Source organism: Streptomyces sp. NRRL F-2664 (assembly GCF_000719345.1).
Classification (GTDB): Bacteria; Actinomycetota; Actinomycetes; order Streptomycetales; family Streptomycetaceae; genus Streptomyces.
On sequence record NZ_JOFX01000036.1, the window covers coordinates 20,735 to 33,124 of the forward strand.

11 protein-coding genes are annotated in these 12,390 nt (G+C 73.1%); 9 read left to right on the plus strand and 2 right to left on the minus strand.

Translation table 11 applies throughout. From position 1 onward, the window contains the following. Window positions 1–4 precede the first annotated feature (4 nt). From IF89_RS0126490 to IF89_RS0126500, 3 genes are read left to right on the plus strand one after another with little or no spacing between them, the layout of a single operon-like run. Window positions 5–1,018, plus strand: coding sequence for a hypothetical protein (locus tag IF89_RS0126490; RefSeq protein WP_030773112.1), 1,014 nt, complete (start codon window positions 5–7; stop codon window positions 1,016–1,018). Between the two features lie 5 nt (window positions 1,019–1,023). Next, a complete protein-coding gene (locus IF89_RS0126495) occupies window positions 1,024–2,148 on the plus strand; it encodes a hypothetical protein (protein WP_030773116.1) in 1,125 nt (374 codons plus the stop codon). Then, complete coding sequence (locus tag IF89_RS0126500; protein WP_158717928.1) at window positions 2,145–3,455, plus strand: hypothetical protein; 1,311 nt, start codon at window positions 2,145–2,147, stop codon at window positions 3,453–3,455. Before IF89_RS0126495 ends, IF89_RS0126500 begins: the two co-directional genes overlap by 4 nt. Before the next feature lie 64 nt (window positions 3,456–3,519). Here the strand turns inward: IF89_RS0126500 and IF89_RS0126505 are convergent, their stop codons facing one another. Beyond that, on the minus strand, window positions 3,520–5,040 hold the full coding sequence (locus IF89_RS0126505) for a peptide MFS transporter (RefSeq protein ID WP_030773122.1): 1,521 nt from the start codon (window positions 5,038–5,040) through the stop codon (window positions 3,520–3,522). A gap of 493 nt (window positions 5,041–5,533) precedes the next feature. Here IF89_RS0126505 and IF89_RS0126510 point away from each other — a divergent pair, with 493 nt between their 5' ends. Continuing rightward, entirely contained in the window at window positions 5,534–6,211 is a 678-nt protein-coding gene (locus IF89_RS0126510) for a response regulator transcription factor (RefSeq protein ID WP_030011073.1), read from the plus strand. A gap of 8 nt (window positions 6,212–6,219) precedes the next feature. Further along, a complete protein-coding gene (locus tag IF89_RS0126515) occupies window positions 6,220–7,485 on the plus strand; it encodes an ATP-binding protein (protein WP_030773124.1) in 1,266 nt (421 codons plus the stop codon). A 40-nt stretch (window positions 7,486–7,525) separates the two neighbouring features. On the opposite strand, the gene IF89_RS0126520 is transcribed toward IF89_RS0126515, so the two are convergent. Beyond that, on the minus strand, window positions 7,526–8,068 hold the full coding sequence (locus IF89_RS0126520; protein WP_051807654.1) for a GtrA family protein: 543 nt from the start codon (window positions 8,066–8,068) through the stop codon (window positions 7,526–7,528). A gap of 110 nt (window positions 8,069–8,178) precedes the next feature. Here IF89_RS0126520 and IF89_RS0126525 point away from each other — a divergent pair, with 110 nt between their 5' ends. The 4 genes from IF89_RS0126525 (at window position 8,179) to IF89_RS0126540 (ending at window position 12,331) form a co-directional block, all read left to right on the plus strand. Continuing rightward, window positions 8,179–9,405 carry a 5-(carboxyamino)imidazole ribonucleotide synthase gene (locus IF89_RS0126525; RefSeq protein WP_078628535.1) on the plus strand — a complete coding sequence of 409 codons (1,227 nt, stop codon included), beginning with the start codon at window positions 8,179–8,181 and terminating at the stop codon, window positions 9,403–9,405. Beyond that, the gene (gene purE, locus IF89_RS0126530; protein WP_030773131.1) at window positions 9,402–9,938 is read left to right on the plus strand and encodes a 5-(carboxyamino)imidazole ribonucleotide mutase; all 537 of its coding nucleotides are present in this window, start codon (window positions 9,402–9,404) and stop codon (window positions 9,936–9,938) included. The genes IF89_RS0126525 and purE overlap by 4 nt, the downstream gene beginning before the upstream one ends. Next, complete coding sequence (locus IF89_RS0126535; protein ID WP_030773134.1) at window positions 9,935–11,113, plus strand: dipeptidase; 1,179 nt, start codon at window positions 9,935–9,937, stop codon at window positions 11,111–11,113. The genes purE and IF89_RS0126535 overlap by 4 nt, the downstream gene beginning before the upstream one ends. A gap of 147 nt (window positions 11,114–11,260) precedes the next feature. Then, the gene (locus tag IF89_RS0126540) at window positions 11,261–12,331 is read left to right on the plus strand and encodes a membrane dipeptidase (protein ID WP_030773135.1); all 1,071 of its coding nucleotides are present in this window, start codon (window positions 11,261–11,263) and stop codon (window positions 12,329–12,331) included. Window positions 12,332–12,390 lie beyond the last annotated feature (59 nt).

Genomic DNA, 12,390 nt, shown 5'->3' on the forward strand with positions numbered 1-12,390 from the left:
GGCCATGCCCGTGCTCCCCACGCCCAGGCGCGACGTCCGCCTCCTCCTGGCCCTCGCCGCCGCGGCCGCACTCCTCACGGCCCCCGCGCCCGCCGCGACCGCCGACGAACCGGGCTGGTCCGCCGAGCCCGCCACCGGGACGGCAGCCGGCCCGGCGGGCCGGCCCGGCGGCGCCCGCCCGTACTTCTACCTGGAAGGCGCCCCCGGCGCCGTGCTGGAGGACCGCCTCGTCCTGACCAACACCACCGACCGGGAGCGCACCGTCACCCTGCGCGGGGCCGACGCCCAGCCCGCCGCCGAAGGCGCCCCCGCCGTGCGCCCGGCCGCCTCCGGCGAGCCCGCCGGCGCCGGTTCCTGGTTCGGCTTCGGCGCCGGAGCCACCGTGCGGATCCCGCCCCGCACCCGCGCGGTGGTCCCCTTCACCGTCACCGTGCCGCCCGCGTCCCCACCCGGCGACCACCCCGCCGCCGTGATTGCCGCCGAAACGGGACGGGAGGTGGGCGTACGGGTCCACCTGCGGGTCAGCGCTCCCACCCTGGCCGCCCTCACCGTCGAGGACGTCGCCGTACGGGGCCGGGGCGCGGCCGCGGTCGTCGCCTACACCCTGGTCAACCGCGGGAACGTGGCCCTCGCGCCCGAGCTCGACATCCGCGCCGACGGCGCCTTCGGCGCGGTCCCGGGCCCGGGACCGCGCGCCGTACCGGTCGAACTGCCGCCCGGCGGGCGGGCCGAGCTGACCGAACCCTGGCCCGGGGCCCCCACCGTCGACCGGGTCCGCGTCACCGTGACCGCGACCGCCCCCGGCGGGGCCCGGGCCGCCGCAGCCGCCTCCGCGTGGCTCGTGCCCCGGCGGGCCGCCGGCTGGGCGGGCTGTGGCCTGCTCGCCCTCGGCGGCACCGCGCTGACCGCGATGTTCCTCGTACGCGGCAGGGGCCCGCGACGGCGGCCGGCGGACGGCGGGACGCCCCCGGCGGCCGCCCCGGCACCGGACCACGAACTGACGGGAGCCCCCAGGTGAGCGCCATGGTCGGCGGCAAGACCGGAGGCGGGCGCGGCCGCGCCGTCCGGTCCCTCCTCGCGGGGCTGGCGGCCTGCGCCCTCGCCCTCCTCCCCGCGGCGGCGTCCACCGCGGACGAGGCCCGACCCACCGCGGCGCTGTCCCTCCAGGAGGCCGCCCAGGGCACCGAGCTCACCGTCACGGGCGCCGGCTGGCGGCCCAGAACGCTGGTAATGCTGCTGGTCTGCGGACAGAACATGATCGGCGGCACCAACAGCTGCGCCAACGCCGACGGGGTGGCCGTCTCCGTCGCCGACGACGGCCGCTTCACCGGCCGGCTGGCCGTCGTGCCACCACCCAAGCCGTGCCCCTGCATCGTCAACGTCACCTCCGTCAACGGGGACCGCTCCACCGTCGCGGCCCCGCTGCGGATCACCGGCCATCCGGTGGCCGAGCTGCCCGCCGCATCCGGCACGGGCCGCCTCGCGATGCTCACCGGGGTCCGGCTGGAGGGCGAGGACGGGGTGCTGACCTGGTTCGGTGCCCCGCCCGGACGAAAGTTCAAGGTCACCGTCGGCAACCTCGGCACCGCCCCCGTGAAGGATCCGGTCTTCCAGCTCGGCACCGCCCACGGCGTGTTCGCCCCGCTGTGGGAGGAGGCCCGCTGGAAGGGGACCATCCCGCCCGGCGGCAAGGCGGAGGTCGCGCTCGACGTCACCCTGCCCGCCGGTGCCCACGGCGACTACACGATCTCCCTCAAGTACGGAGACACCGTCGTGGCCACCCAGCCCTGGGGCGTGGACCGCCCGTACGGGGTCCTGCTCTTCTGGGGACTCCTCCTGGTGGTGGTCCCGGCCGCGGTCTTCCGTACCGGCATGGCCGTCGTCGACAAGGTCCGGCCGCCCACCGGGCACGGCGCCGGACGGCACCGGGGCCTGCGGCCCGCCGGGGCCGCGGCGGCCGTGACGGCCCGGCTGCCCCGGCTGTCCGCCGCGCGCCGGGCCGCGCCGTCCCCCGCCGAGCGGCCGGCCGGGCCCCCCGCGACCACCACGGCGGTTCTGCCGTGGTTCACCCCGGACAGCGCGCCGGAGACAGCACCGCAGACGTCCGCACCGTCTGAGAACCGTTCGACGACGAAGGGACCATCGTGAAGAACCGACGGAGGGCGGGCGCGGCACTGGTCGCGCTGCTGCTCGGCGGCGCGGGCCTCGCCATCACGGCTCCTCCCGCCCAGGCCGCCGAGGCCACGTTCAAGGTCAGGTGCGTGCCGCCGGCCGGCGGCGGCTCCCCGGTGGAGGGTGAGACCACCGCCAAGGTCACCGCGCCGGCCACGGCCAAGGTGGGCGACGAGGTCGAGGTGTCCTGGGAGACCGTCAAGCCGGCCTCGAACAACACGGACCTCATGGACATCCCGCAGGACTCCGTCCAGCCCACCGGCTGGATCACGGTCGGCGGCGGAGGCGGGGAGCTGAAGGTCGTCGGGGAGAAGAAGAACCCGCCGATCCCCAAGAAGGCCCCCATGCAGATGTCGACGATGAAGGGCAAGCTGAAGCTCACCAAGGCGGGCAGGATCACCCTGACCCCCGGCAAGTACGACGTCGCGGTCACCTTCTCCTTCGGCACCTTCGTCACCAAGTGCGCGCCGGTCGGCAAGGTCGAGGGCGGCGCCGTCATCGAGGTGTCGGGCGGCTCCAGTGGCGGCACCACGGGCGGTACGACCAGCGGCGGCACGACGAGCGGCGGCGGTACGACGACCGGCGGCGGTACGACGACCGGCGGCGGCAGCACCACGTCGGGCGGCAGCGGCAGCGGCGGCGGGGGCGGCCAGAGCGACTTCCCGGGCAAGGCGGTCGAGGTGGCCTTCGACTGCGGGGCGGTCGTCCCGGGCGGCATCAGGACCCCGGTCACGATCAACGCCAGGAAGAACGGCGGCAGCTACGACCTCACGGTCAAGACCGCCAAGGGCGCGATGGCGGCGCCCATGGCGCTGCCCGCGGGAGCCCTCAAGCCCTCGATGGACGTCAAGCTCGGCGGCGCGGACAGCGGCACGGTCAAGGTCTCCGGCCCGGCCAACGCCGAGCCGATCCCCGACAAGGCCCCGGTCAGCCTCAGCGACATGACCGGCACCTACAAGCCCGGCAGGTCCGGCAAGGTGACGCTCAGCCCGGACCGGCTGACGATCGACGTCACGATGGCGCCCGGCGCCACGCCGATCAACGTCCCGTGCAGGGCGACCAGCAGCGGCGTCTCGCTGGAACTGGACACCACGGCCCAGCCGGGCGGCTCCGGCTCCTCGACGAGCGCCTCCGGCGGCACCGCCTCGGGCGGCCTCGCCGAGACCGGCGCGCAGGACGAGGGCGGCATCAAGGCCCTCGCCCTCGTCGCCGGAACGGTGATCCTGCTCGGCGGCGCGGTGTTCACCTTCACCCCCTGGCGCCGCCTGCGCGGCACCCGCTGACACGCGGACGGCCCGGCACACCTTCCGGTGTGCCGGGCCGTTTCTGCCGCCGGAGCGGGACGGGTCAGTTCATGTCGCCCATCAGCGCGTTGACCTTCTTGCGGTACATGAAGATCGCGACACCGGCGAGGACGGCGGCGAACGCCTGGAAGAGGATGACGCCGACACCGTTCAGCTGGACCTCGGCGAGGCCGAGCAGACCGGTGATGCAGTCACCGGCGGTGACGGCCAGGAACCAGACGCCCATCATCTGGGAGGCGTACTTCTGCGGCGCCATCTTGGTGGTGACCGACAGGCCGACCGGGGAGAGGCACAGCTCGGCGATGGTGTGCATCAGGAAGATGAGCACCAGCCACCACATGGTGACCTTGGTGTCGTTGCCGGCGGTCTGGCTCAGCGGCACGGCGAAGACGAAGAACGAGGCGCCGACGATGATCAGGGCCACCGAGAACTTCACGATGGTGCTGGGCTCGCGGTTGCTGCGGGCCAGGGCCACCCACATGGCGGCGAAGATCGGCGCCAGGGCCACCACGAAGAGCGGGTTCAGCGACTGGAAGATCGTCGTCGGGACTTCCCAGCCGAGCAGGGCGCGCTCGGAGTTCTTGTCACCGAACAGCGAGAGGGTCGAACCGCCCTGGTCGTAGATCATCCAGAAGACGGCGGCGGCCACGAAGAACCAGATGTAGGCGCTCATCCGGGTCTGCTCGACCGAGGACAGGTCCTTGTCGCGCTTGATCCGGGTGAGGACGGCGACCGGAATGATCAGACCGGCGATCGTGATCGGGTACAGCGCCCACTTGATGGTGAACATGTCCGCGGCGACCACGGCACCGTAGAAGACGGCCACGGCGGCCAGGACGGCGAGAGCCTTGGTGATCACGGCCTTGCGCTCGGCCGGGCTCAGCGGGTTCGGCACGATGCTGCTCTTCGGGCTCAGCGTACGGCCGGCGAGCAGGAAGATGACCAGGCCGACGCCCATGCCGACGGCGGCGAGGAAGAAGCCCAGGTGCCAGCTGACGGTCTCACCGATGGTGCCGATGACGATCGGGGCCGCGAAGGCACCCACGTTGATGCCGATGTAGAAGATCGTGAAGCCACTGTCACGGCGCGGGTCGTCCGCGTCCTTGTACAGGTGGCCGACCATCGTGGAGATGTTGGCCTTCAGCAGACCGGAGCCGACCGCGACCAGCACGAGACCGACGAAGAACGCCAGCTGGCCGGGGACGGCCAGCGCGACGTGACCGGCCATGATGACGAAGCTGGCGATGGCGACCGTCTTGCGGGCGCCCCAGACGCGGTCACCGAACCAGCCGCCGGGCATGGCCATGAGGTAGACCATGGCCACGTAGACGGAGTAGATCGCCGTGGCCGTCGCCGCGGTGAAGCCGAGGCCGCCGCCCTGGCTGCCCGTCGCGGCGTCCACGCCGCCGGAGACCAGGTACAGGACGAGAAGCGCACGCATGCCGTAGTAGGAGAAGCGCTCCCACATCTCGGTCATGAACAGCGTGGCCAGGCCGATCGGGTGGCCGAGGACGGTCTTCTCGTGAGCCGGGCTCGGTGAGGCCGTCGTCAGGCTGGAAGCCATGGTCGATCCTTGCTTGCTCGGGACGCTTCGGCTTCGTGAGCCCATCCGCGCCCGGTGGGGGGTGGCCGGCACCGGCGTACGGACCTCCCGCCCCACGCCCGGGGGTCTCGCCCCCGGTCGGGGGGCGAAGGAACGTCCGTCTCCGGGATCCACGCCCGCCCGCGCACATCACGCGAGGGGCCCGGCCCAGGTCATTCGCTGCCGTCAGGGCCGGCCGGAGCGGTCCTCGCTCGGACCACCCGTCCGGTTCCGGACAGAAAGAGAGACCTATGCGCTGTTTTTCGGCACAAAGGTCCCTGAGGTATTGCATCAGGCGTCTCGCCACCATACGACACGACACTGCGGCATATGAAAGGACTTGAGAGATGGATCACAAGGCGAGTCGGGAACCGTTCGACCATATTCGAAGGCGCTCAACGGTCCATAAGCCCAGATCGGAAGGGGTCTGCGAGCAGCCCTCTCGATGCAGTCCCCGCGGACTACCATCACCCACATGACGCGTGTACTGCTCGCCGAGGACGACGCATCCATCTCGGAACCCCTGGCCCGGGCCCTGCGCCGGGAGGGGTACGAGGTCGAGGTCCGGGAGGACGGCCCCACTGCCCTGGACGCGGGGCTCCAGGGCGGCGTCGACCTCGTCGTCCTGGACCTGGGCCTGCCGGGCATGGACGGGCTCGAAGTCGCCCGTCGGCTGCGCGCCGAAGGCCACGGCTTCCCGATCCTGGTGCTCACCGCCCGGGCCGACGAGGTCGACACGGTCGTCGGCCTCGACGCGGGCGCCGACGACTACGTGACCAAGCCCTTCCGCCTGGCCGAGCTCCTGGCCCGGGTCCGGGCCCTGCTCCGGCGCGGCGCCACCGAGGCCGTCCAGCCCCCCGCCACCCACGGGGTGCGCATCGACGTCGAGTCGCACCGCGCCTGGATGGGGGAGGAGGAGCTCCAGCTCACCGCCAAGGAGTTCGACCTGCTGCGCGTCCTGGTGCGCGACGCCGGCCGGGTCGTCACCCGCGACCAGCTCATGCGCGAGGTCTGGGACACCACCTGGTGGTCCTCCACCAAGACCCTCGACATGCACATCTCCTGGCTGCGCAAGAAGCTGGGCGACGACGCCGCCAACCCCCGCTACATCGCCACCGTCCGCGGCGTCGGCTTCCGCTTCGAGAAGAGCTAGCCCCGCCCATGCGCCGCCGCCTCATCCAGTCCACGCTCGCCGTGGTGCTCGTGGTGATCGCCGTCTTCGGGGTCTCCCTCGTCATCGTGGAGACCCGGACCATCACCAGCAGCGCCCAGGACCGCGTCGAGTCCGAGGCGCTGCGGCTGGTGGGCGTCGTCGAGTCGAACGTCCTGGAGAATCAGCCGACCGACCCCGCCGCCCTCGCCGAACTGCTGGACGCCGGCCACTTCGCCCGGATCACCGTCCCCGGGCAGCCCGACGTGGAGATCGGCGCGTCGATCCCCGACAGCGTCGTGCGCGGCACGGCCCGCGGCGAGCAGGGCGAGATCGTCGTCGTGGAGGAGGCCCGCTCCACGGTGACCCGGGAGGTCGTCCGGACCCTGGCCGTGGTCGGCGCGGTGGCCCTGCTCGCCGTCGTGGCGGCCGTCCTGCTCGCCGTCCGCCAGGCGAACCGGCTGGCGTCCCCGCTCACCGACCTCGCCGAGACGGCCGAGCGGCTCGGCTCCGGCGACCCCCGCCCCCGGCACAAGCGGTACGGGGTGCCCGAGCTGGACCGGGTCGCGGACGTGCTCGACTCCAGCGCCGAACGCATCGGCCGGATGCTCACCGCCGAGCGGCGCCTCGCCGCCGACGCCTCCCACCAGCTGCGCACCCCGCTCACGGCGCTGTCGATGCGCCTGGAGGAGATCACCGTCACCGACGACCTGGAGACCGTACGGGAGGAGGCGACGATCGCCCTGACCCAGGTGGAGCGGCTCACGGACGTCGTGCAGCGGCTCCTCACGAACTCCCGGGACCCCCGGACCGGCTCCGCGGTCCCCTTCGACCTCGACGAGGTCGTCAAGCAGCAGGTGGAGGAGTGGCGGCCGGCCTACCGCAGCGCGGGCCGGGCCATCGTGCGCTCCGGGAAGCAGGGCGTACGGGCCGTCGGCACCCCCGGCGCGGTCTCCCAGGTCCTGGCCACCCTCGTGGAGAACGCCCTGATGCACGGCGGCGGCACCGTCGCCCTGCGCACCAGGGTGGCCGGCAACCAGGCGGTCCTGGAGGTCACGGACGAGGGGCCGGGTGTCCCGCCGGACCTCGGCAACCGGATCTTCGAGCGGGCCATCAGCGGCCGCAACTCCACCGGCATCGGCCTCGCGGTCGCCCGCGACCTCGCGGAGGCGGACGGCGGCCGCCTGGAACTGCTCCAGGCCCAGCCGCCGGTGTTCGCCGTGTTCCTCAGCCGCACCGCCCCCGAGCCGGCCCAGCCGCAGAAGACCGTCCGCTAGAGGCGCCCCCGCCGCACTCCGCGGGCGCCCGCGAGCCGTCCTAGTTCTTCACGGGCTCCGGCTCCGGCCGCGGACCGCGCCGGAGCTCCGGCCCGGCCGGCGGCTCCGGCTCCCGCACCGCTTCGGCCGCGGGCCGCGGGGCGACCTGCGGGAGGGCCTTGAAGACCCAAGTCCGGTACGACCAGAAGCGGAAGACCGTCGCCGTGCCGATGCCGATGAACTTGAAGACGTTGCTCGCGACCGGCCCGTCCCAGCCGAAGCCGTAGGTGGCGGTGTAGAGCACGCCGTTCTCGATGACCAGGCCGATCGCGCTGAAACCGGCGAAGAGCGCCATCTCGCGGGTCCGGCCGCCATGGGCCCGGTCCCGGTAGGCGTAGTAGCGGAACCCCAGGTAGTTCGTGGCGATGGCCACGACCGTGGCTATCACGCTCGCCCGGACCACCTGCAGCTCGGTGGTGTGGCGGATCAGGTTGAACACGCCCAGGTTGACCAGAACCCCCAGGCCGCCGACCGCCCCGAACCTGGCGACCTCCCGCAGGAGGCCGCGTACGCGTTCGAGGACAGATCCGCCCTGCGTGGTCATCAGTAGGCCAGTCCTGTCGGTCACCGCCCCCTCACGGGGCGTTCGGTGTTCTCCGTCAACCCACCCATGCTAAGTGTCCCCCCAGTGCTCCGTCTGTGCCTTCCGGCACCCTGCGACGCACGGCACACCGGGGTTCGCACGGGGCCGCCTCCGGGCCCAGGTCCGGTCGGCCCGGTACCGGCGGATACCCTGGAGGAGTGACGTTCCCGGTAGTCGGCATGGTCGGCGGCGGTCAGCTCGCCCGCATGACCCACGAGGCGGGTATCCCCCTCGGCATCAGATTCAAGCTCCTCAGTGACACACCACAGGACTCGGCGGCCCAGGTCGTGAGCGACGTCGTCATCGGCGACTACCGCGACCTGGAGACGCTGCGCGCCTTCGCACGCGGTTGTGACGTGATCACCTTCGACCACGAGCATGTACCCACCGAGCACCTGCGGGCCCTGGAAGCGGACGGCATCCCCGTCCGCCCGGGGCCCGACGCCTTGGTACACGCCCAGGACAAGGGGGTGATGCGCGCCCGGCTCGACGAGATCGGCGCGCCCAGCCCCCGCCACCGGATCGTGAGCGATCCGGACGACGTGAGCGCCTTCGCGGACGAGGTGGGCGGTTTCCCGATCATCCTCAAGACCGTGCGCGGCGGCTACGACGGCAAGGGGGTGTGGTTCGTCCGCACTCCGCAGGACGCCGAGGCCCCCTTCAAGGCGGGCGTCCCGGTCCTCGCCGAGGAGAAGGTGGACTTCGTCCGCGAACTCGCGGCGAACATCGTCCGCTCCCCGCACGGGCAGGCCGTCGCCTACCCGGTCGTGGAGTCCCGCCAGGTGGACGGGGTCTGCGACACGGTGATCGCACCGGCGCCGAACCTCTCCGAGGCACTGGCCGGCGAGGCCCAGGCCCTCGCCCTGCGCATCGCGCAGGAACTCGGCGTGACCGGCCACCTGGCCGTCGAGCTGTTCGAGACCGCCGACGGCCGGATCCTCGTCAACGAACTGGCGATGCGCCCGCACAACAGCGGTCACTGGACCCAGGACGGGGCCGTGACCTCCCAGTTCGCCAACCACGTGCGCGCGGTCCTGGACCTCCCGCTGGGCGACCCGCGCCCCCGCGCCCCGTGGACCGTCATGGCGAACGTCCTGGGCGGGGACTACCCCGACATGTACGGGGCCTACCTGCACTGCATGGCGCACGACCCCCAGCTGAAGATCCACATGTACGGCAAGGACGTGAAACACGGTCGCAAGGTCGGCCACGTCAACACCTACGGCGACGACCTGGACGATGTGCTGGAGCGCGCACGCCACGCTGCCGACTACCTCAGAGGAACGGTCACGCAATGAGCACCACCGCCGCAGGACCTGTCGTCGGCATCGTCATGGGGTCCGACTCGGACTGGCCCGTGATGGAGGCCGCTGCCCAGGCCCTCGACGAGTTCGAGATCCCCTACGAGGTCGACGTCGTCTCCGCGCACCGGATGCCGCGCGAGATGATCGAGTACGGGGAACAGGCCGCCGGCCGCGGCCTGAAGGCGATCATCGCGGGCGCGGGCGGCGCCGCCCACCTGCCCGGCATGCTCGCCTCGGTCACCCCGCTGCCGGTCATCGGCGTGCCCGTGCCGCTGAAGTACCTCGACGGCATGGACTCGCTGCTGTCGATCGTGCAGATGCCGGCGGGGGTGCCCGTCGCCACCGTCTCGGTCGCGGGGGCGCGCAACGCCGGCCTGCTGGCCGTACGGATGCTGGCCGCGCACGACACCGAGCTGCTCGCCCGCATGCGCGACTTCCAGCAGGAGCTGAACGACCAGGCCACCGAGAAGGGCAAGCGGCTGCGCACGAAGGTCGCGAACGCGGAGTCCTTCGGGTTCGGCAAGTGAGCGCGGCGCAGCGCCTGGCGGAGGCGCGCGAGCTGCTGGCCGAGCACCCCGTCGCGGACGGTCACAACGACCTGCCCTGGGCGCTGCGCCAGCAAGTGCGCTACGACCTGGCGCGACGCGACATCGCGGGCGACCAGTCCGCCCATCTGCACACCGACATCCCCCGGCTGCGCGCCGGGGGTGTCGGGGCGCAGTTCTGGTCCGTGTACGTGCGCTCGGACTACGCCGGGGACGAGGCGGTCAGCGCCACCCTGGAGCAGATCGACGCCGTCGCCCAGCTGATCGACCGCTACCCCGGCGACCTCGTGGCGGCGCTCACGGCGGACGACATGGAGCAGGCCCGCGCCGACGGCCGGATCGCCTCGCTGATGGGCGCCGAGGGCGGCCACTCCATCAACAACTCGCTCGCCACGCTGCGCGCCCTGCACCGACTGGGCGTGCGGTACATGACGCTCACGCACAACGACACCATCGACTGGGCGGACTCGGCGACCGACGAGCCCCGGCACGGCGGACTCACCGACTTCGGCCGCGAGGTCGTCCGCGAGATGAACCGCGTCGGCATGCTGGTGGACCTCTCGCACGTCGCCGCGACGACGATGCGCGACGCCCTCGCCGTCTCCGTCGCGCCGGTGGTCTTCTCGCACTCCTCGGCGCGTGCGGTCTGCGACCACCCGCGCAACGTCTCCGACGACGTGCTGGCGCTGCTGCCGGCCAACGGCGGGGTGGCCATGGCGACCTTCGTACCGAAGTTCATCCTCCCCGCCGCGGTCGAATGGACCCTCGCCGCGGACGAGAACCTGCGGGCGCACGGCTTCCACCACCTCGACACCACCCCCGAGGCGATGGCCCTGCACCGGGCGTTCGAGGAAGCGCGCCCGCGGCCCGTGGCCACGGCCGCCACGGTGGCCGACCACCTGGACCACATGCGGGAGGTGGCCGGCGTCGACCACATCGGCATCGGCGGGGACTACGACGGCACCGCCTTCACCCCCTCCGGCCTGGAGGACGTGGCCGGCTATCCGAACCTGGTCGCGGAGCTCCTGACGCGCGGCTGGTCCCGGGCCGACCTGGCCAAGCTGACCTGGTCCAACGCGGTGCGCGCCCTGCGCGACGCCGAAGCGGTGGCGCGCGAGGTGTCGGCGACCCGCGGCCCGTCCAACGCGGTGATCTGACCACCCGCGGACGTCGGTCCGGCGGGTGCGGTGACCGGCTGTGACGTGCCGGTCACCCGAACGCCCCGCCTGCCGGGCGGCCGCGCGTCCGCACGTGTCACGGTGGCAGCATCTCTCCCTGCTGCCGCCGAGACCGGAGCGAACGCCATGGCCGACCTGCAGGACGAACCCCACTCCGTGGGCGTCGGGGCCGAGGACCTCCCGGCCCCCGCCGGACCGGAGACGAAGGCGAGCGCCCTGGACCGGGCCGCCGCGCTGCTGTCCGTCCACCCCGTCGCCGACGGGTGCAACACCCTGGTCTGGACGCTGCGCCAGAGCCCGTACCACGACATCGACACCCCCGACGCGGGCGTCGACACCGACATCCCGCGCCTGCGCGCCGGCGGGGTGGGCGCCCAGTTCTGGTCCCTGCTCGTGCCGCCTGCGGCCGGCCGGCCGGTCGAGGACGAGGCGGGCGACCGGGTGGTCTCCGACACCCTGGAGCAGATCGACGCCGCTCTGGGCCTCGTGCGCCGCTACCCCGACAGCCTGCGGCTCGCACTCAGCGCCGACGACATGGCCGACGCCCGCAACCGGGGCCGGATCGCCTCGTTCCTCGGCCCCGTGCCGGGCCGGGCCCTGGCCGGCTCCCTGGGCGCGCTGCGCGCCTTCCACGCCCTCGGCGTACGGGTCCTCGCGCCCGCCGGAGCACCCTGGGCGCGGGAGACGCTGACGGCCTTCGGCCACGAGGTGGTCCAGGAGGCGAACCGGCTGGCGGTCCTCCTGGACCTCGCGGGCTGCGAGCCGCCGGTCGCCGCCCAGATCGCGGGTGCCTCCAAGGCGCCGGTGATCATCTCGAACACGGCCGCCGCCGCGCTGACCCCGCACCCGGGCAACGTGCCCGACGAGGTGCTCCGCGCGGTGCGCGAGGCGAACGGCGTCGCCATGGTCGCCTTCGACACCGCGCGCACCGGGGACTCCCTGCACGCAGTCGCCGACCACCTGGACCACGTACGGGCGGTCGCCGGCCCGGAGGGCGTCGGACTCGGCGCGGCCTTCGGCACCGAGCCGCCGGTCCTGCGCCCCACCGGCCTGACCGACCCCTCGGGCTACCCGCGGCTGATCGCTGAACTCCTGGACCGCGGCTGGCCCGAGACGGACCTCGCCCTCCTGACCTGGGGCAACGCCCAGCGCGTCATCCGCGACGCCGAATTCCTGGCCCGCCGCGCCTCCTGCTGACCCGCCGCAGATCCAGCCCCGCCGGGTCGGAGGCGCGGGGGCTCGGGGGCAGCACCCCC